This is a genomic window from Pseudorhodoferax sp. LjRoot39, from assembly GCF_964253035.1.
Lineage (GTDB): Bacteria > Pseudomonadota > Gammaproteobacteria > Burkholderiales > Burkholderiaceae_C > Pseudorhodoferax.
The window spans coordinates 5,721,139-5,739,200 of record NZ_CAXUQL020000001.1; the positions used below are offsets into that span (position 1 = coordinate 5,721,139).

Consider the following 18,062-nt stretch of genomic DNA (forward strand, 5'->3'; position numbering starts at 1 on the left):
GGACGCACCACAGCCAGGGTGTGCACACGGTTTCTCCCCGATTCGCCGGCACAGTGCCGTCCACCCCTTCACCACGGAGAACCCGATGCCCGAAACACGACCGCTGCCCGCGCTGCCGCGCGCCTTCAGCCGCCGCCACACCCTGGAAACCCTGGGCGCACTGGGTGCGCTCGGCAGCCTGGCCCTGCTGGGCTGCGGCGGCGGCGAGGACGACGCGACGGGCACGACGACGGGCAGCAGCACCTCGGGCAGCAGCGGATCCGGCACGGCCACCGAGACCGGCGCCAGCTGCTCCGTCGTGCCCGAGGAAACCGCCGGCCCCTACCCTGCCGACGGCAGCACGGCCAGCAGCCGCACCTACAACGTGCTGGCGCTGGCGGGCATCGTGCGCTCGGACATCCGCACCAGCATCGGCGCCACGGCCCAGGCCCTGGGTGTGCCGCTGGCGGTGGAGATCACCCTGACCAGCACCACGCAGGACTGCGCGGCGCTGGAGGGCTATGCGATCTACCTGTGGCACTGCACAGCCGACGGCAACTACTCCGTCTACACCACGCAGAGCGTCAACGACAACCAGCTGCGCGGCGTGCAGGCCACCGACGCCAACGGCAAAGTGAGTTTCACCACCATCGTGCCGGGCTGCTACTCGGGCCGCGTGCCACACATGCACCTGGAGGTCTACCGCAGCCTGGCCACGGCCACCGCGGCGGCCAACAAGCTGCGCACCACGCAACTGGCCTTCCCGCCCGAGACCATGGCCACCATCTACAACAGCAGCGGCCTGTACAGCGCGAGCATCCGCAACTTCAACAGCATCAGCCTGGCCAGCGACAACATCTTCAGCGACGGCTACGACCTGGAGATGACCACCATGAGCGGCAACGCCACCGACGGCTACACCGCCGCCATCACGATCTCCATCGCGACGTGACGGCAAGGCCGCGGTCCGCCTGGCCGCCGGCTGCCGCACAATGCCCGGCCCGCCGACCCCATCCTCCATGCCCCGCCTGACGCTGCAAGCCAAGGTCTTCGCCGCCTTCACTGCGATGCTGGCCGTGCTGCTGCTGGCCTTCGCAGCGTTCTCGCGCATCGGCCTGCAGCAGGGGCTCGGCCCCTACGCCGCCGAGATCGAGCTGGCACGCATGGACGGCCTGGTGCAGCGGCTTGCCCAGCACCACCGCCAGAACGGCGGCTGGGCCCGGCTGCAGGCCCAGCCGGCGCTGTGGCAGGAGCTGCGCCGGCCCGAGTTCGGCGGCATGCCACGCCGCGGCGAACCGCCGCCGCCCTCCGAGGAAGGCAGGCCTGGCTTCGGCGACGAGCGCCCACCCATGGGCCGGCCACCGCGCGGTCACCCGGACGAGCCACCGCCCGGCAGCCCGGATCGCCGCCTGGGCCTGCGCGACGCCCAGGGCCGCTCCGTGGCCGGCATCGACACCCGCATGCCGGACGCCGCCACGCGCCCCGTGCTGCTGGACGGTGCCGTGGTCGGCACGCTGGTTTTGGAGCCGGCCCGCGTGCAGGACAGCGCCGCAGACCGCGCGCTGCTGCGCCGCCACCTGGGCTTCGTGGCCGCCACGGGCCTGGCCGGGCTGGCGCTCGCAGCGCTGCTGTCGTGGTGGCTCACGCGGCGCTGGCTGGCACCTGTGCATGCGCTGGCCGAGGGTGCGCGTGCCGTGGCCCAGGGCCAGCTGTCGGCGCGTGTGCCGGTGGCCGGCGAGGCCGAACTGGCGCGCCTGGCCACCACCTTCAACGACATGGTGCAGCGCCTGGAGCAGGCCGACGGCTCGCGCCGCGACTGGCTGGCCGACGTGGCGCACGAGCTGCGCACGCCGCTGGCCGCCATGCGCGCGGAGATCGAGGCCTTGCAGGACGGCATCCGCCACTTCGACGACAAGGCCGCGCTGCGCCTGCACCGCCAGGTCATGCGGCTGATCCAGCTGGTGGACGACCTGCGCACCAGCCTGGAGACGCCACGCACGGGACTGCGCCTGGGCCATGTGCCCGTGCACCCGCTGGCGCTGCTGGCCGAGGCGCTGGCGGGCATGCAGGAGCGCTTCGCCCAGGCCGGCATCGCGGTGGAGGCAGCGGCGCTGCTGGCCGCCGCGCGCACAGAGGCGCAGCCCACCATCTCGGCGGACCCGCGCCAGCTGCACCAGGTGTTCCTGAATCTGCTGGAGAACAGCCTGCGCTACACCGACGCGGGGGGCCAGCTGCGCCTGCGGCATGCGGTGGTGAGCGACGCCGGCCGCCGTTGGCTGGCGCTGCGCTTCGACGACAGCCCGCCCGGTGTGGCGCCGGCCGAGCGCAAGCGCCTGTTCGAACGCCTGTACCGCGGCGAGGCTTCGCGCAACCGCGCCCATGGCGGCTCCGGGCTGGGCCTGGCGATCTGCCGCAACCTCGTGCTGGCCCATGGTGGCCACATCGAAGCCGAAGATTCGCAGCTCGGCGGCCTGTGCATCGTGCTGCGCCTGCCCCTGCTGGAAAACCTGTGACCCGCGTTCTCGTCGTCGAAGACGAACCCGACATCGCCTCGGTGCTGCTGGACTACCTGCGCCATGCCGGCTTCGAGGCCGAACACATCGCCGACGGCCGCGCGGCACTCGCGCGGCTGCTGGCCGACCCGCCCGACCTCACGCTGCTGGACATCATGCTGCCCGGCCTGGACGGGCTGTCCATCCTGCGCCAGCTGCAGCCCGGCACCACCCATCCCGTGATCCTGCTCACTGCGCGCGTGGAAGAACTCGACCGCCTGCTGGGCCTGGAACTCGGCGCCGACGACTACATCTGCAAACCCTTCTCGCCGCGCGAGGTGGTGGCACGCGTGAAGACGGTGCTGCGGCGCGCGCGCCCGGCCACCGCCGCACCGGCAGCCGCTCTGCTGCTGAACCCGCAGGACTGGTCGGCCCGCCTGCTGGACCAGACCCTGACGCTGACCAAGCGTGAATTCCGCCTGCTGCAGGCTTTGGCGCGCCAGCCGGGCCGGCTGTTCTCGCGCGCGCAGCTGCTGGACCTGGCCTACGAGGACACGCAGGACGTCAACGAGCGCGCGGTGGACAGCCACATCAAGAACCTGCGCCGCAAGCTGGCCGCGGCCGGCCCGGGGCGCGAGTGGATCCGCTCGGTCTACGGCGTGGGATTCGCTTTCGACCCTGCGCCCGAACCGGGCTGACGCCGTTGGGGATAATTCGGCCCGCCTCCTACAACGATCCCCCCACGACATGACCACGACCATCAAGCAGGCGGACCTGATCGAATCGATCGCCGCCGCGCTGCAGTACATCAGCTACTACCACCCGACCGACTACATCGCCCACCTGGCGCGTGCCTACGCGCGCGAGCAGAGCCCCGCGGCCAAGGACGCCATCGCGCAGATCCTGACCAACAGCAAGATGAGCGCCACCGGCCAGCGCCCGATCTGCCAGGACACCGGCATCGTCAACGTGTTCCTCAAGGTGGGCATGGACGTGCGCTGGGAAGGCTTCACGGGCAGCCTGGACGACGCCATCAACGAAGGCGTGCGGCGCGGCTACAACCACCCCGACAACACGCTGCGCGCCTCGGTCGTGGCCGACCCGCACTTCGACCGCAAGAACACCAAGGACAACACGCCGGCCGTGATCTTCACGGAGATCGTGCCCGGCAACACCGTGGACGTGACGGTGGCGGCCAAGGGCGGCGGCAGCGAGAACAAGAGCAAGATGGCCATGCTGAACCCGGGCGACTCCATCGTCGACTGGGTGCTCAAGACCGTGCCGACCATGGGCGCGGGCTGGTGCCCGCCGGGCATGCTGGGCATCGGCATCGGCGGCACGGCCGAGAAGTCGGTGCTGATGGCCAAGGAGTCGCTGATGGACGACCTGGACATGTACGAGCTGCAGGCCAAGAAGGCCTCGGGAGCCGAGCTCAGCAAGGTCGAGGCGCTGCGCATCGAGCTGTACGAGAAGGTCAACGCGCTGGGCATCGGCGCGCAGGGCCTGGGCGGCCTGACCACCGTGCTGGACGTCAAGATCAAGATGTACCCCACGCATGCGGCCAGCAAGCCGGTGGCCATGATTCCGAACTGCGCGGCCACGCGACATGCGCACTTCGTGATGGACGGCTCGGGCGCGGTGTACCTCGATCCGCCCTCGCTGGACCTGTGGCCCGACGTGGCCTGGGCGCCCGACTACAACAAGAGCAAGAAGGTCGACCTCAACACGCTGACCAAGGAAGAAGTCGCCAGCTGGAAGCCCGGCGACACGCTGCTCTTGAACGGCAAGATGCTGACCGGCCGCGATGCGGCCCACAAGCGCATCAAGGACATGCTGGCCAAGGGCGAGAAGCTGCCGGTGGACTTCACCAACCGCGTCATCTACTACGTCGGCCCGGTCGACCCGGTGCGCGACGAGGCCGTGGGCCCGGCCGGCCCGACCACCGCCACGCGCATGGACGGCTTCACCGAGATGATGCTGGCCGAAACCGGCCTGATCTCCATGATCGGCAAGTCCGAGCGCGGCCCGGTCGCCATCGAGGCCATCAAGAAGCACCAGAGCGCCTACCTGATGGCCGTGGGCGGCGCCGCCTACCTGGTCAGCAAGGCCATCAAGACCGCCAAGGTGGTGGGCTTCGCCGACCTGGGCATGGAGGCCATCTACGAGTTCGACGTGGTCGACATGCCCGTCACCGTGGCCGTGGACGCCGGCGGCACCAGCGCGCACATCACGGGCCCGGCCGAGTGGTCCAAGCGCATCGCCAGCGGCGAGTTCAAGGGCATCGAACTGGCCAGCGCCTGATGCTGCAGGCCATGCCGGCGGGCGACCCCAGACCCATCGGCGTGTTCGACAGCGGCACCGGCGGCCTGTCGGTGCTGCGCGCACTGCATGCGGCGTTGCCGCACGAGGACTTCATCTACGCCGACGACAGCGGCTTCGCGCCGTACGGCGAGCGCGATGCCGGCTTCGTGCAGCAGCGCACGCAGGCCATCACGGCGGCGCTGCAGGCGCGCGGCGTCAAGGCGCTCGTGATAGCCTGCAACACGGCCACCGCCGCCGCGGCCGAGGCCGTGCGCGCCGAATGGCCTGCCCTGCCCATCATCGGTGTGGAGCCGGCCTTGAAGCCCGCCGTGGCGGCCAGCCACACGCGCCGCATCGGCGTGATCGCCACGCGCGGCACCTTGGCCAGTGCGCGCTTCGCGGCGCTGCAGGCGGCCGTGGCCGGCGACGTGGACTGCGTGGTCCAGCCCTGCGACGGCCTGGCCGCCGCCATCGACGCCTCGGTGCACCGTGACGACGGACCCGATGCGGTGCAGCCGCTGGCCGCGCACTACCTCGCGCAGATGGGGCCCTTCGGCACCGGCCCCGGCGAGATCGACACGCTGGTGCTGGGCTGCACCCACTACGTGCTGATCGCCCCGCTGCTGCAGTCGCTGCTCGGTCCCTGGGTGCGGCTGGTGGCCACCGGCGAGGCCGTGGCCCGGCAGACCATGCGCCGGCTCGGCCCCGGGGGGCTGGCGCGGCGCACACGGCTCGGCGAGCTGAGCCTGCTCAGCAGCGGCCCGACCACGCAACTCGACCGCGCCGCCCGGCATTGGCTGGCACGCCTGCACGTGCCGGCCGCCTGTGGGACCATGGCATGACCGACTTGCGCCCTGGAGCCCTGCCATGTCCGAACACCCCCAACCACTGGCCGACTGCATCGCCGTCGTGACCGGCGCCAGCCGTGGCGCGGGCCGCGGCATCGCCCTGGAACTCGGCGCCGCGGGCGCCACCGTGGTCGTGACCGGCCGCAGCACACGCGAGCGGCCTGCCGCGGGCTACGACGGGATCCTCGCGCTGTCGGGCCAGAGCCTGCTGCCCGGCGACATCGACAGCACGGCCGAAGCCGTCACCGCCGCTGGAGGCCGCGGCATCGCCATCGCCTGCGACCATGGCGACGAAGCCCAGGTCGAGGCCTTGTTCGAGCGCGTGCTGCGTGAACACGGCCGCATCGACCTCCTGGTCAACAACGCCTGGGGCGGGCACCAGAGCTTCGACGGCGTGTTCGACGCGCCGTTCTGGCAGCACCCGCTCGCGCACTGGGACAGCATGCTGCAGCACGGTGTGCGGCACCACCTGCTGGCCAGCCGCCAGGCGGCACCGGCCATGGTGGCGCAGGGCCGCGGGCTGATCGTCACCACCACCTTCCACGACCGCGGCCACTACCTGCGCGGCAACCTGTACTACGACCTGGCCAAGGCCGCCATGACGCGCCTGGCCTTCGGCATGGCCGAGGAGCTGCGGCCGCACGGCGTGGCGTCGCTCGCGCTGTCGCCAGGCTGGATGCGCACCGAGTTCGTGCTGCAGGGCCACCGCACGGACGAAGACCATTGGCACGAACGCCCGGAACTTGCGCGGACCGAATCGCCGCGCTACCTGGGCCGGGCCGTGGCCGCGCTGGCGGCCGACCCGCAGGTGCTGGACTGGAGCGGCCAGGTGCTGCTGGTGGCCGAGCTCGCGCAGCGCTACGGCTTCACCGATGTCGATGGGCGCCAGCCACCGGCCTTCGCGCTCGACGCGCCGGCGGGCCGCTGAGCTTCAGAGGGTGGCAGGCGCCACGGCCACGCCCTGCGCCTGCGCGGCGTGCTCCTGGGCCGCCAGCGCCCGCAGGTGGCCGGGCCGCTGGCGCAGCCGCTCCCAGTAGGCCTGCACGCTGGCCGGGTACTGGCCCGACAGCCCGACGAGTTCGCCCAGCATCAGCGCGTAGCCGACCGAGACGTCGGCCGCCGTGAAGCGGTCGGCCGCCAGGAAGGACTGGTGCTCCAGCCGCGCCGCGATCGCGCGCAGCCGCGCCAGGAACCAGCGGCCGTAGTCCTCGGCCACCTGGGGCTGGCGCCGCTCGGGCGGCTCGAAGCGGCCGTAGCGCAGCACCAGCGTCTGCGGGAAGGTCAGCGTGGCCTCGCCGTGGTGCAACCAGTTCAGGTAGTGGGCGTGGTCGCGCTCGCCGCGGCCCACCCACAGGCCCAGGCGGTTGTCCGGATCCTGCGTCTCCGCGAGGTACTGGCACATGGCGGCCGACTCGGTCATGGTCTGGTCGCCATCCTCAAGGAAGGGCACGGTGCCCAGCACGTTGGTGTCCAGGTAGCTGCGCTGCAGCGCGCGCGGCGGGAACGGCAGCATCTTGAGCGCGTAGGGCACCTGCAGTTCTTCCAGCGTCCACAGCGGACGGAACGAGCGTGCGCTCACACAGTGGTAGAGGGTGGGCATGGCGTCGAAGGATAGCGTGGGCGTCGCAGGATTCTTGCGTCATTGCGCTGCGCGCGCTGTCGCGCGCAGGATATCGGCGTTGTGCGCGCGACCGGGTCGCCGTCCTCTTGCGCAGTGGCGCGTGGCGCAGTGCAATGGCCTGGACAAGCGGCATCGGCCGACCGGGAGAGCACATGCAAGCACAGCAAGAGACCAAGACCAGGCACGGGCTGGCCGCCGGCGACACCGGCCGGCCTGCACGCGCGGACTGGACCATCCCCCAGGGCTGGTCGCAGTACACGGCCGCGGAGCATGCCGTCTGGAAGACGCTGTTCGAACGCCAGAGCCGGCTGCTGCCGGGCCGCGCCTGCGATGCCTTCGTGCAGGGCATGCGCGATCTGCCCATCGGGCCCGAGCAGATTCCCGACTTCGAACGCCTCTCCGAGATCCTGCACGCCCGTACCGGCTGGCAGGTCGTGGCCGTGCCGGGCCTGGTGCCAGACGAGGTGTTCTTCGAGCACCTCGCGAACCGGCGCTTTCCAGCCGGCCACTTCATCCGCCAGGCGCAAGAGCTCGACTACCTGGAAGAGCCCGACGTGTTCCACGACGTGTTCGGCCACGTGCCCATGCTCATGAACCCGGCGATCGCCGACTACATCCAGGCCTATGGCGTGGGCGGCCTGCGCGCGCAGCAGCTGGGCGTGCTGGACAAGCTGGCGCGGGTCTACTGGTACACGGTGGAATTCGGGCTCGTGCAGCAGGCCGACGGGCTGCGCATCTACGGCGCGGGCATCGCCTCCTCGTACACGGAAACCGTGTTCGCGCTCGACGATCCCTCGCCCAACCGCATCGCCTTCGGCCTCGAGCGCGTGATGCGCACGCGCTACCGCATCGACGATTTCCAGGAGAGCTACTTCGTGATCGACGACCTCGATCAGCTGCTGGAACTGGCCCGCATCGACTTCGCGCCGCTGTACGCGCGCACCCAGGGCCAGGCCGAGCACGTGCCCGGCACCGTGCTGGCCAGCGACCGCGTGCTGGTGCGCGGCACCGGCCGCTACCACGCAGCCAAAAGCGCCCAGAAGTTGGTATAGAATCGTGGGCTTTTGGCGCGATAGCAAAGCGGTTATGCAACGGATTGCAAATCCGTCTAGCCCGGTTCGACTCCGGGTCGCGCCTCCAGATTCTTCGTGATGATTTCGTAAAGATCGGCAGCCCCTGCAGCCCTGTGCTCCAGGGGCTGTTTCGTGTCGGCAGGCCTGCTTTGTCGATGTGCCCCGATGGTGAAACTGGCAGACACAGCGGACTTAAAATCCGCCGCTTACCCGCGAGGGGGCGTACGGGTTCGACCCCCGTTCGGGGCACCACAACCTCCTGCAAGCCCGACCCGCCAATGCACCGGGTCCAGATCCTTTCCCGGCATGCGCCTTCACGCTCCGACCGTTTCCTGCACCGCAGGTGCCTGGCTTCGCCCCGCGGGATTCCTGCTGGCCGCCGCGCTGGTGGCCTGCGGTAGCGCGCCGCCCGCCAGCACCGTGGCCGCCGCGGCCAGCGAACCGGCCGCGACATCGCCCTCGCCTTCCGCGGCCATCAAGATCGGCGTCGCGCTCGGCGGCGGCGCAGCCAAGGGCTTCGCGCACATCGGCGTCATCAAGATGCTCGAGGCCAACGGCTTCGCGCCCACCGTGGTGGCCGGCACCAGCGCCGGCAGCGTGGTGGGCGCCCTGTACGCCAGCGGCATGAACGCGTTCGAGCTGCAGGAAAAGGCCGTCGCGCTCGACGAGGCCCGGATCCGCGACCTGCAGCTCTCCTCCGGCGGGCTGGTGCTGGGCCAGAAACTGGAGGACTACGTGAACGAGCAGGTGCGCCGCCAGCCGCTGGAACGGCTGGCCAAGCCCTTCGCGGCCGTGGCGACCCGGCTGGAGGACGGCGAACGCACGGTCTTCTCACGCGGCAACACGGGCCAGGCCGTGCGGGCCTCCAGCAGCGTGCCGGGCGTGTTCCAGCCCGTCACCATCGGCAGGTTCCACTTCGTCGATGGCGGCGTGGTCAGCCCCGTGCCGGTCGATGCGGCACGCCAGCTGGGCGCCGACGTCGTGGTCGCGGTGGACATCTCCAGCAAGGCGCGCGGCCAGGCGCCCGCCGGCATGCTGGGCACGCTCGGCCAGTCCATCGCCATCATGGGACAGAAGCTGGGCCAGGCCGAGCTGGCGCGCGCCGATGTCATCGTGCGCCCGCAGGTGCTGGACATCGGCGCGGCCGACTTCACCCAGCGTGCCAACGCCATCCTGGAGGGCGAGAAGGCGGCCCTGGCCGCCATGCCGCAGATCCGCGAGCGCATCGCGCAACTGCAGGCGGCGCGCAACCAGGCCACCCGCCTCGCGCAGCAGAAAGCGGCCGAAGCGCAGCACGAGGCCTGCCTGGCGCAACGTTCGCGCCTGCAGAAGCTGGCCGGCATGGCGGGGATGGACAGCGGCTGCCCGGCGCCGTAGGCAGCCCGGCGCCATGCCCCCGGCAGCTGGCATCGTCGCGTCCACGGGTGGCGCGAGGGCTCGCCGGCGCGCCACGGCGCGGAACTTGTGGACACTGGCGCCGGCCCTGCCCTTGCGCACTCCGACACCCTCACCTGGAAGCGACCCATGGATCGACGACTCTTCATCACCGGCGCCAGCGCCTTCGCCGCCGCACCCTGGCACAGCGCGCTCGCGCAGCCGCGCGCCGCCTGGCAGGACGACGCCGGCAGCATCACCGACGTACCCGGCCTGCGGGTCGGCCACTTCACCGACAGCCGCCGGCCCACGGGCTGCACGGTCATCGTGACCGAGGACGGCGCAGTCGGTGGCGTCGATGTGCGCGGCTCGGCACCGGGCACGCGCGAGACCGATCTGCTGCAACCGACAAATCTCGTCGAGAAGGTGCACGCGGTCATGCTGTCCGGCGGCAGCGCGTTCGGGCTCGACGCGGCCACGGGGGTCATGCGCTACCTGGAGGAGCGCAAGATCGGCTTCGACGTGGGCGTCACGCACGTACCCATCGTGCCCGCGGCCATCATCTTCGACCTCGGTGTCGGCGATGGCCGCATCCGTCCCGACGCGCAGGCCGGCTACCGCGCCTGCGAAGCCGCCAGCACGCAGCGGCCGGCCGAAGGCAACGTGGGCGCTGGCGCGGGCGCCACGGTCGGCAAGCTGTTCGGCGCCAGGCGCGCCATGAAGGGCGGGCTCGGCATGGCCTCGCTCCAGGTGGCCGGCCTCACGGTCGGCGCCATCGTCGTGGCCAATGCGGTGGGCGACGTGATCGACCCCGACACGGCGCAGCCCATCGCCGGCGCGCGCACCGAGGACGGCCGCCGCCTGCTGGACGCACGGCGCGCCATCGCGGCAGGCCAGGTGCCGCAGCGCCTGCTGGCCGGCACCAACACCACCATCGGCCTCGTCGCCACCGATGCCGTGCTGACCAAGGCCCAGGCGCAGAAGATCGCCCAGATGGCGCACGACGGCCTGGCGCGCAGCATCAATCCCGTCCACACCATGAACGACGGCGACACCCTCTTCGCGCTGGGCACGGGAAAGTCCGGCAAGACGGGCAACCCCAACCTGCTGGGCATGCTCGCCGCCGAGGCCATGGCGCGCGCGGTGGTGCGCGCCGTCCGGGCCGCCAACGGCATCGAGGGCTACCCGAGCGCCGCCGACCTCAGGACGTGACGGACACCTCGAACCAGGCGTCCGTCACGTCGGCCAGGCTCTGCAGGCCGGTGTAGCGCGCAGCGGCATTGGCACGCTCCCAGCGGCGCACCAGGTCTGGCGCCGGTGCCTCGCCATCGCGCTCCGCCTGCATGAGCTGGCGCACCAGGGCCGCCACCTGTTCGGGTGGACCCAGCCGGTCTTCCAGCGCCGCCCGGAAGCGCAGTTCCGCCGCAGCGCGTTGCTGCTCCGTCATGCCCGCATCCTCGCGCAACACCGCGGCATACGGCGGTGGCGGTGGCGGAGGTGGTGCTGGAGGCGCCGGGGGTTGAAGATCCAAGCAGAGCTGGACGGGATCCATCGCGCAATGGGTGACTGTATTTAATTACAGTATATGTGCCCGCATGCCGTGCCGAGCCTGGCCCCGTCCGGCATGTTGCAAAATACGCGCCTTGCCAACGTCCGCCGGACTCCCCACGCCGGGCGCCCACACAGTCTGGCGGCCGGCGAAAGCAGCGCGCGCCACAGTGCGTCCGCGCTGCCCGACCCCGCTTGCGGGCCCCGCCGCACACCGCGTTGGCATGGCCTCACGCACCCGCTACCATCCCCCTATGTCACGCTACAACGCCCCCTTCGAGATCCACGTCCACGGCCAGGTGCCGCTGCGCGCGGACGTGAACTACGAGCAGATCCAGGAGGCGCTCAAACCCCTGTGGAAATACGCCGGTGCACGCTCACTGGCGGCTGCCGCGGCCAGCGCCTATGAGGAAGAGCCCGGCATCCGCTTCGAGACCGCCGAGCACCTGCTCGACATGTGCTGGACCGTGCCCGGCGACGAGGACTTCAAGCAGGCGCTGGACGAGATGTGCATGAGCCTGAACGAGCTGTCCGAGCGCGGCGCGGCCATCGAGGTCAGCTTCTACGACGCCGAATTCGACGAGGACGACGAGGAGCCCCCCGAGGACGAGGAGTCGCGCGACGACTTCGTCATGCTGTTCGTCGGCCCCGACCCGGCGGCCATCATGCAGGTGCAGCGCGACCTGCTGGTGCAGGACGTGATCCACACCATGGAGCGCCACTTCGACGCGAGCGAGCTGTCCGGCGTGGTGGCCGAGATCGACAAGCTGTTCACGCAGCGCTTCGACGCACTGACGAACTCGCTGGACCTGGGCAAGCCCTCGCGCGGCCCCGGCTCCGGTGGCGGCAGCCACGGCGGTGGCGGCGGCCGCCGCCCGCGCCACCTTCATTGAGACGTCCCACCAGGCCGCTCCGCGGCCTTCGGCACCGCTGCCCGCAAGCCTTGCCGACGATAGACCGAAACGTCAGGAGCGGACGGTGCCGGTGGGCGCCGGCGCGCGCCACAGGTTGAGCAGGTTGCCCACCAGGATCAGCGCCGTGCCCAGTGCCATCCACAGGTCGATGCGCTCGGCGTAGACCAGCCAGCCGGCCAGGGCCGAGAGCGGCACGCGCAGGAAGTCCATCGGCACCACCACGGTGGCATCGGCGTGGCGCATGGCGCTGGCCATGCAATAGTGCGCGTAGGTGCCCGCGATGGCCACCAGCGTGACCCAGCCCCATCCGGCGGCCGTGGGCCAGCGCCACACGGCCAGCGCGGGCAGCAGGCCCAGCACCGACTGCACCGCCAGCATCCAGAACATGATGGTCACGGCCTGCTCGGTGCGGGCCATCGATTTCACGAGGATCACCGACACCGCGAAGCCCAGCGCCGCCACCAGCGCGATGGCTTGCCCGGCACCGATGCCGGCGCCGCCGGCCGGGCGCGCGATCATGGCCACGCCGATGGCGCCGAGCACGACGGCGGCCAGCTTCCAGCGGTGCAGCCGCTCGCCCAGGAACAGCGCGGCCAGCAGGACGGTCCAGATCGGCATCGTGAACTCGATGGCCACCACCTGCCCGAGCGGGATCAGCGTCAGCGCAAGGAACCAGCCGTATTGCGCGGCGTAGTGCACGGCGTTGCGGCCCACGTGGCGCGGCAGCTGGCGCGTGCGCAGCGCCGAGAAGCCGCCGGCCATGCGCACCAGTGGATAGAGCAGCACCAGGCCCATCAGCGAGCGCATCTCCATGATCTGGAACACGTCCATCTCGCGCGTGGCCTGGCGGCCCGCCACGGCGACGACCAGCATCAGCGACAGCCAGCCCGCCATCCACGGAGCAGCGCGCCGGGCCTGGTCCCGCACGGGAACGGGAACGGCGGCGGGCGGCAAGGGAATGCTGGACATGCAAGGCACCGGCGCGTCTCGCGGCGCCGCCGGTTCGTCTCCTGGTTGTAGGGCTGCCACTGTACCGCCAGGGGGTGTGCGCTATGGTCGCGGACCCAACACCTACGACAGGAGACAAGACCCATGAGCCTGCACCGTCAACTGCAGCAGCGCGCGGCCGAGGGCCGCCCCATCCGCATCGGCCTGATCGGCGCCGGCAAGTTCGGCTCCATGTACCTGGCCCAGGTGCCGCGTACGCCGGGCGTGCACCTGGTGGCGATTGCCGACCTCTCGCCCGCGGCCGCCCGCACCAACCTCGCCCGCGTGGGCTGGGACGCCGGCCGCAGCGCCGCCCGCTCGTTTGAGGAAGCGCTGCGCGAAGGCACGACCTGGATCACCGAGGACTGGCAGGCCGTCACGCGGCACCCGCAGATCGACGTGGTGGTCGAGTGCACCGGCCACCCCGTGGCGGCCGTGGCGCACTGCCTGGATGCCTTCGCGCACGGCAAGCACGTGGTCAACGTGACGGTGGAGGCTGACGCCTTCTGCGGCCCGCTGCTGGCGCGCCGCGCCGAGGAGGCGGGCGTGGTCTATTCCCTGGCCTTCGGCGACCAGCCCGCGCTGATCTGCGACCTGGTGGACTGGGCGCGCAGCTGCGGCTTTCCGGTGGTGGCGGCCGGGCGCGGCCACAAGTGGCTGCCGCACTTCAGCGCATCCACGCCCGAGACGGTCTGGGGCCACTACGGCCTCACGCCCGAGCAGGCGCAGCGCGGCGGCCTCAACCCCAAGATGTTCAACAGCTTCCTGGATGGCTCCAAGCCCTCCATCGAGAGCGCGGCCGTGGCCAATGCCACTGGCCTGGCCGTGCCTTCCGACGGACTGCTCTACCCGCCTGCGGCCGTGGACCAGATCCCCAACGTCACGCGCCCGCGCAGCGAAGGCGGTGTGCTCGAGCACAAGGGCATGGTCGAGGTGGTTTCCTCGCTGCAGGCCGACGGCACGCCCATCCCCTACGACATCCGCATGGGCGTGTGGGTCACGGTCGAGGGCGAGACCGAGTACATCCGCAACTGCTTCGAGGAATACAACGCCAAGACCGACGACAGCGGCCGCTACTTCACGCTGTACAAGCGCTGGCACCTGATCGGGCTGGAGGTGGGCATGTCGGTCGCCAGCGTGGCGCTGCGGCGTGAACCCACGGGCGCGGCCGTGGCCTGGAACGCCGACGTGGTCGCCACCGCCAAGCGCGACCTGGCCGTGGGCGAGACGCTGGACGGCGAAGGCGGCTACACCGTCTGGGGCAAGCTGCTGCCGGTGCAGCGCTCGCTGGGCTTCGGCGGCCTGCCGCTAGGCCTGGCGCACGACGTGAAGCTGGTGCGGCCCGTCAAGGCGGGCCAGAGCCTCAGCTGGGACGACGTGGTGCTGGACCAGACCACGCCGGCCTTCAAGCTCAGGCGGGAGCTCGAAACACTCTTCGGCCGCTGATCAGGCCTCGGTCTCCAGCACGCCGCGGTTGATCTGGTCGCGCTCCAGCGACTCGAACAGCGCCTTGAAGTTGCCCTCGCCGAAGCCTTCGCGGTAGTCGCCCTTGCGCTGGATGAACTCGAAGAACACCGGGCCCAGCAGCGGCTCGGAGAAGATCTGCAGCAACAGGCGCGGGCGGCCGCCCTCGGTCGTGCCGTCCAGCAGGATGCCGCGCGCCTGCAGCTCGGGCACCGGCTCGCCATGGCCGGGCAGGCGCGTTTCCAGGTTCTGGTAGTAGACGTCGTTGGGCGCCGTCAACACCGGGATGCCGGCCAGCTGCAGGCTGTCGATGGCCTCCAGCAGGTTGTCCGTCAGCAAGGCGATGTGCTGGATGCCCTCGCCGTTGAACTGCATCAGGAACTCCTCGATCTGCCCACCGCCCTTCTTGGCTTCCTCGTTGAGCGGGATGCGGATCAGCCCGTCGGGTGCGGTCATGGCCTTGCTGGTCAGGCCCGTGTACTCGCCCTTGATGTCGAAGTAGCGGATCTCCTGGAAGTTGAACAGCTTGTTGTAGAAGTCCGCCCAGTGCGTCATGCGGCCGCGGTAGACGTTGTGCGTGAGGTGGTCCACCACCTGGAAGCCGTGGCCCTTGGGCCGGCGGTCCACGCCGGGCAGGAACTCGAAGTCGATGTCGTAGATGCTCTTGCCGTCCTCGAAGCGGTCGATCAGGTACAGCGGCGCGCCACCGATGCCCTTGATCGCCGGCAGCCGCAGCTCCATGGGGCCGGTGCCGATCTCGATGGGCTGGGCGCCCAGCTCCAGCGCGCGGTTGTAGGCCTTGTGCGAATCCTTGACGCGAAAGGCCAGGCCGCAGGCCGAGGGGCCGTGTTCGGCCGCGAAATAGCCGGCTTCGCTGCGAGGCTCGTTGTTGACGATGAAGTTGATCTCGTTCTGCCGGTACAGCAGCACGTTCTTGGAGCGGTGGCGTGCCACCAGCGTGAAGCCCATCTTCTCGAACAGCGGCTCCAGCACGCCGGGCGTGGGCGAGGCGAATTCCACGAACTCGAAGCCGCACAGGCCCATGGGGTTGTCAAACAGGTCGGCCATGTCTTTTCTCCGGTGAAGTGGGGGTTGGCTCCAGAAACATCAATGCTAGGCAAATCTCACGCATGATTCCTGCGTTCTTTCCAGATACCACGCCGCCAGCTGCAGGAATCGCGCGGCCACCGCCTTCAGACCAGCCCGCTGACCGGTATGGCCGCGCCATGCACGGCGCGCGCGGCATCCGAGGCGAGGAACAGCATCACGTCGGCCAGCGCGTCGGGGTGCACCCACTGCGCGGCATCGGCAGCTGGCATGGCGGCGCGGTTGTCCGGCGTGTCGATGATGGAAGGCAGCACGCAGTTGACGTTCACGCCCCGCCCCTTGAGTTCGGCCGACATCGACTCCGTGAGCCGGATCAGCGCGCTCTTGGACGCGGCATAGGCCCCCATCTGCGCGCCGCCCCTGAGCGCAGCGCCCGCGCCCACGGTGACGATGCGGCCACCGCCGTGCGCCAGCAGATGCGGCACCAGCACCGCCGCCACGTTCACGAAGCTGCGCGCGTTCAGGTCCATCAGGAAGTCCCAGTTGCCGGCCGAGGTCTCGTGCACGGCCTCGCCCATGCGGAAACCGCCGGCGATGTGCAGCAGCGTGTCCACCCGGCCTGCCCGTTCGATCTGCGGCGCCAGCGCGGCGGCCAGCGCCGCACGGTCCAGCAGGTCGGCCGCCACCTGGCCCTCGGCGTCGCCGTAGGCGCGCTGCAGCGCGCCGGCATCGCGGTCCAGCAACAGCAGCCGCGCGCCCTGCGCGTGTGCGCGCGCGGCCACGGCGCGGCCCAGGTGGCCGGCGGCGCCGGTGATGAGGATGGTGCGGGCGGTGTTCGTCATGGCAATGCTCCTGGTCGTGCGGCGCAGGCCGCGTGGGCCCGCAGTGTCGCTCGCCCCGGCGCAGCCGCTGGCAAAACGCATAAGCTCGCGCCATGCAAGACCTCGGCAACTGGACCCCTTCCTCCTGGCGCGCGCGCCCGGCCCTGCAACTGCCGGCCTATGCCGACGACGGCGCCCTGCGCGCCGCCGAGCAGCGCCTGGCCACGCTGCCGGCGCTGATCTTCCCGGGCGAGATCGCGCAGTTGCGCACGCGGCTGGCCGCGGTGGCGCGCGGCGAGGCCTTCCTGCTGCAGGGCGGCGACTGCGCCGAGAGCTTCGACGAATTCGGCCAGGACGCCGTGGAATCCACCTTCCGCGTGATCCTGCAGATGGCCGTGGTGCTCACCTATGCCGCGGCCTGCCCGGTGGTCAAGCTGGGCCGCATCGCCGGGCAGTTCGCCAAACCACGCTCCTCGGACACCGAGACCGTGGACGGCACCACGCTGCCCTCGTACCGCGGTGACATCGTCAACGGCAGCGCCTTCAGCGCGGCTGCGCGCCTGCCCGACCCGGCCCGGCTGCTGACGGCCTACGCCCATTCCACCACGACGCTGAACCAGCTGCGCGCGCTGGCCCAGGGCGGCTTTGCCGACCTGCACGAGGTGCACCGCTGGACCGCCGACTTCGTGCGCACCAGCCCGCAGGGCACGCGCTTCGCGGAGCTGGCCGACCGCATCACCGAATCGCTGGCCTTCATGGAGGCCTGCGGTTTCGACGCGGCGCGCACGCCGCAGCTGCATGCGGTGGAGTTCTACACCTCGCACGAGGCGCTGCACCTGCACTACGAACAAGCCCTCACGCGGCACGATGCGCGCAGCGGCCGCTGGTACGGCGGCTCGGCCCACATGCTGTGGCTGGGCGAGCGCACGCGGCAGGTCGAGGGCGCGCACATCGAGTACCTGCGCGGCGTGGACAACCCGGTCGGCGTCAAGCTCGGCCCCAACGCCGCGGCCGACGACGTGCTGCGCCTGCTCGACCGGCTGGACCCGGACCAGCAGCCCGGCCGCACGGTGCTGATCGCCCGCATGGGCAGCGACAAGGTGGCCGAACGCCTGCCGCCGCTGCTGCGCGCCGTGCGCCGCGCCGGCCGCACGCCGGTGTGGTGCTGCGACCCCATGCACGGCAACACCGTGACAGCCTCCAATGGCTACAAGACGCGCGACTTCGCGCGCATCCTCGCGGAGATGCGCGGCTTCTTCGCCGCGCACGCGCAGGAAGGCACCTATGCCGGCGGCCTGCACTTCGAGATGACGGGCCAGGATGTGACCGAGTGCCGCGGCGGCGCCCAGGCGCTCAGCGACGAGGGCCTGGCCAGCCGCTACCGCAGCGCCTGCGATCCGCGGTTGAACGGTTCGCAGAGCCTGGAGCTGGCGTTCCAGATCGCCGACGTGCTGAAGGCCGCGCGGGCCTGAGCGCCGTCCGGCCGCCTGCGGCGCGTCAAGGCAGCACCACGTTGGCCTTCCCGGCCAGCGCCGCATAACGCGCGGCCTCGCTGCCTGTCGTGGGACGCAGGACGGAGGACGATAGACACAG

17 protein-coding genes and 2 tRNA genes are annotated in these 18,062 nt (G+C 70.9%); 14 read left to right on the forward strand and 5 right to left on the reverse strand.

Annotated elements, in window-relative coordinates; genetic code table 11:
• The first annotated feature begins 85 nt into the window (after positions 1–85).
• From ACSQ4M_RS26595 to ACSQ4M_RS26620, 6 genes are all read left to right on the forward strand, one after another.
• Positions 86–931: an intradiol ring-cleavage dioxygenase gene (locus ACSQ4M_RS26595; RefSeq protein ID WP_436192398.1), complete on the forward strand. Its 846-nt coding sequence runs from the start codon at positions 86–88 to the stop codon at positions 929–931.
• A 67-nt stretch (positions 932–998) separates the two neighbouring features.
• Positions 999–2,492: an ATP-binding protein gene (locus ACSQ4M_RS26600; protein WP_436192399.1), complete on the forward strand. Its 1,494-nt coding sequence runs from the start codon at positions 999–1,001 to the stop codon at positions 2,490–2,492.
• Positions 2,489–3,169 (forward strand): response regulator, encoded by a 681-nt coding sequence (locus ACSQ4M_RS26605; protein ID WP_436192400.1) that lies wholly within the window; start codon positions 2,489–2,491, stop codon positions 3,167–3,169. Before ACSQ4M_RS26600 ends, ACSQ4M_RS26605 begins: the two co-directional genes overlap by 4 nt.
• Before the next feature lie 49 nt (positions 3,170–3,218).
• On the forward strand, positions 3,219–4,772 hold the full coding sequence (locus tag ACSQ4M_RS26610) for a fumarate hydratase (protein WP_436192401.1): 1,554 nt from the start codon (positions 3,219–3,221) through the stop codon (positions 4,770–4,772).
• Positions 4,772–5,614 carry a glutamate racemase gene (gene murI, locus ACSQ4M_RS26615; RefSeq protein ID WP_436192402.1) on the forward strand — a complete coding sequence of 281 codons (843 nt, stop codon included), beginning with the start codon at positions 4,772–4,774 and terminating at the stop codon, positions 5,612–5,614. Before ACSQ4M_RS26610 ends, murI begins: the two co-directional genes overlap by 1 nt.
• A gap of 25 nt (positions 5,615–5,639) precedes the next feature.
• Positions 5,640–6,548, forward strand: coding sequence for an SDR family oxidoreductase (locus tag ACSQ4M_RS26620; protein WP_436192403.1), 909 nt, complete (start codon positions 5,640–5,642; stop codon positions 6,546–6,548).
• Positions 6,549–6,551: 3 nt separating this feature from the next.
• On the opposite strand, the gene ACSQ4M_RS26625 is transcribed toward ACSQ4M_RS26620, so the two are convergent.
• Entirely contained in the window at positions 6,552–7,220 is a 669-nt protein-coding gene (locus ACSQ4M_RS26625; protein WP_436192404.1) for a glutathione S-transferase family protein, read from the reverse strand.
• A gap of 173 nt (positions 7,221–7,393) precedes the next feature.
• Between ACSQ4M_RS26625 and phhA the strand changes: the two genes are divergently transcribed.
• From phhA to ACSQ4M_RS26650, 5 genes are all read left to right on the forward strand, one after another.
• A complete protein-coding gene (gene phhA / locus ACSQ4M_RS26630; protein ID WP_436192405.1) occupies positions 7,394–8,293 on the forward strand; it encodes a phenylalanine 4-monooxygenase in 900 nt (299 codons plus the stop codon).
• 14 nt (positions 8,294–8,307) lie between these two features.
• Positions 8,308–8,381 (forward strand) — tRNA-Cys (locus ACSQ4M_RS26635).
• A 92-nt stretch (positions 8,382–8,473) separates the two neighbouring features.
• Positions 8,474–8,566: transfer RNA gene (locus ACSQ4M_RS26640), tRNA-Leu, on the forward strand.
• A gap of 54 nt (positions 8,567–8,620) precedes the next feature.
• A complete protein-coding gene (locus tag ACSQ4M_RS26645; protein ID WP_436192406.1) occupies positions 8,621–9,691 on the forward strand; it encodes a patatin-like phospholipase family protein in 1,071 nt (356 codons plus the stop codon).
• 147 nt (positions 9,692–9,838) lie between these two features.
• Positions 9,839–10,900: a P1 family peptidase gene (locus ACSQ4M_RS26650; protein ID WP_436192407.1), complete on the forward strand. Its 1,062-nt coding sequence runs from the start codon at positions 9,839–9,841 to the stop codon at positions 10,898–10,900.
• Here the strand turns inward: ACSQ4M_RS26650 and ACSQ4M_RS26655 are convergent.
• Positions 10,890–11,135, reverse strand: a complete 246-nt coding sequence (locus ACSQ4M_RS26655; protein WP_436192408.1) for a hypothetical protein — start codon at positions 11,133–11,135, stop codon at positions 10,890–10,892. The two genes, ACSQ4M_RS26650 and ACSQ4M_RS26655, sit on opposite strands and share 11 nt — an antisense overlap.
• Positions 11,136–11,490: 355 nt before the next feature.
• Between ACSQ4M_RS26655 and ACSQ4M_RS26660 the strand changes: the two genes are divergently transcribed.
• Positions 11,491–12,129 (forward strand): DUF6806 family protein, encoded by a 639-nt coding sequence (locus tag ACSQ4M_RS26660; RefSeq protein ID WP_436192409.1) that lies wholly within the window; start codon positions 11,491–11,493, stop codon positions 12,127–12,129.
• 72 nt (positions 12,130–12,201) lie between these two features.
• Here ACSQ4M_RS26660 and ACSQ4M_RS26665 read toward each other — a convergent pair whose 3' ends face one another.
• The gene (locus tag ACSQ4M_RS26665) at positions 12,202–13,119 is read right to left on the reverse strand and encodes a DMT family transporter (protein WP_436192410.1); all 918 of its coding nucleotides are present in this window, start codon (positions 13,117–13,119) and stop codon (positions 12,202–12,204) included.
• A 123-nt stretch (positions 13,120–13,242) separates the two neighbouring features.
• On the opposite strand from ACSQ4M_RS26665, the gene ACSQ4M_RS26670 reads away from it, so the two are divergent.
• Positions 13,243–14,583: an NAD(P)H-dependent oxidoreductase gene (locus tag ACSQ4M_RS26670; RefSeq protein WP_436192411.1), complete on the forward strand. Its 1,341-nt coding sequence runs from the start codon at positions 13,243–13,245 to the stop codon at positions 14,581–14,583.
• Here the strand turns inward: ACSQ4M_RS26670 and hppD are convergent, their stop codons facing one another.
• Positions 14,584–15,669, reverse strand: a complete 1,086-nt coding sequence (gene hppD, locus ACSQ4M_RS26675) for a 4-hydroxyphenylpyruvate dioxygenase (RefSeq protein ID WP_436192412.1) — start codon at positions 15,667–15,669, stop codon at positions 14,584–14,586.
• 125 nt (positions 15,670–15,794) lie between these two features.
• Positions 15,795–16,490 carry an SDR family NAD(P)-dependent oxidoreductase gene (locus ACSQ4M_RS26680; RefSeq protein ID WP_436192413.1) on the reverse strand — a complete coding sequence of 232 codons (696 nt, stop codon included), beginning with the start codon at positions 16,488–16,490 and terminating at the stop codon, positions 15,795–15,797.
• Positions 16,491–16,582: 92 nt separating this feature from the next.
• Here ACSQ4M_RS26680 and ACSQ4M_RS26685 point away from each other — a divergent pair, with 92 nt between their 5' ends.
• On the forward strand, positions 16,583–17,941 hold the full coding sequence (locus tag ACSQ4M_RS26685) for a class II 3-deoxy-7-phosphoheptulonate synthase (RefSeq protein ID WP_436192414.1): 1,359 nt from the start codon (positions 16,583–16,585) through the stop codon (positions 17,939–17,941).
• Positions 17,942–18,062: the final 121 nt, after the last annotated feature.

Coding starts and splice junctions, on each gene's coding strand:
- murI (WP_436192402.1), top strand. CDS start 4,772: ATGCTGCAGGCCATGCCGGCGGGCGACCCCAGACCCATCGGCGTGTTC.
- ACSQ4M_RS26625 (WP_436192404.1), bottom strand. CDS start 7,220: ATGCCCACCCTCTACCACTGTGTGAGCGCACGCTCGTTCCGTCCGCTG.
- ACSQ4M_RS26660 (WP_436192409.1), top strand. CDS start 11,491: ATGTCACGCTACAACGCCCCCTTCGAGATCCACGTCCACGGCCAGGTG.
- ACSQ4M_RS26670 (WP_436192411.1), top strand. CDS start 13,243: ATGAGCCTGCACCGTCAACTGCAGCAGCGCGCGGCCGAGGGCCGCCCC.
- ACSQ4M_RS26655 (WP_436192408.1), bottom strand. CDS start 11,135: ATGACGGAGCAGCAACGCGCTGCGGCGGAACTGCGCTTCCGGGCGGCG.
- ACSQ4M_RS26665 (WP_436192410.1), bottom strand. CDS start 13,119: ATGTCCAGCATTCCCTTGCCGCCCGCCGCCGTTCCCGTTCCCGTGCGG.
- hppD (WP_436192412.1), bottom strand. CDS start 15,669: ATGGCCGACCTGTTTGACAACCCCATGGGCCTGTGCGGCTTCGAGTTC.
- ACSQ4M_RS26595 (WP_436192398.1), top strand. CDS start 86: ATGCCCGAAACACGACCGCTGCCCGCGCTGCCGCGCGCCTTCAGCCGC.
- ACSQ4M_RS26685 (WP_436192414.1), top strand. CDS start 16,583: ATGCAAGACCTCGGCAACTGGACCCCTTCCTCCTGGCGCGCGCGCCCG.
- ACSQ4M_RS26680 (WP_436192413.1), bottom strand. CDS start 16,490: ATGACGAACACCGCCCGCACCATCCTCATCACCGGCGCCGCCGGCCAC.
- ACSQ4M_RS26650 (WP_436192407.1), top strand. CDS start 9,839: ATGGATCGACGACTCTTCATCACCGGCGCCAGCGCCTTCGCCGCCGCA.
- ACSQ4M_RS26600 (WP_436192399.1), top strand. CDS start 999: ATGCCCCGCCTGACGCTGCAAGCCAAGGTCTTCGCCGCCTTCACTGCG.
- ACSQ4M_RS26610 (WP_436192401.1), top strand. CDS start 3,219: ATGACCACGACCATCAAGCAGGCGGACCTGATCGAATCGATCGCCGCC.
- ACSQ4M_RS26620 (WP_436192403.1), top strand. CDS start 5,640: ATGTCCGAACACCCCCAACCACTGGCCGACTGCATCGCCGTCGTGACC.
- ACSQ4M_RS26645 (WP_436192406.1), top strand. CDS start 8,621: ATGCGCCTTCACGCTCCGACCGTTTCCTGCACCGCAGGTGCCTGGCTT.
- phhA (WP_436192405.1), top strand. CDS start 7,394: ATGCAAGCACAGCAAGAGACCAAGACCAGGCACGGGCTGGCCGCCGGC.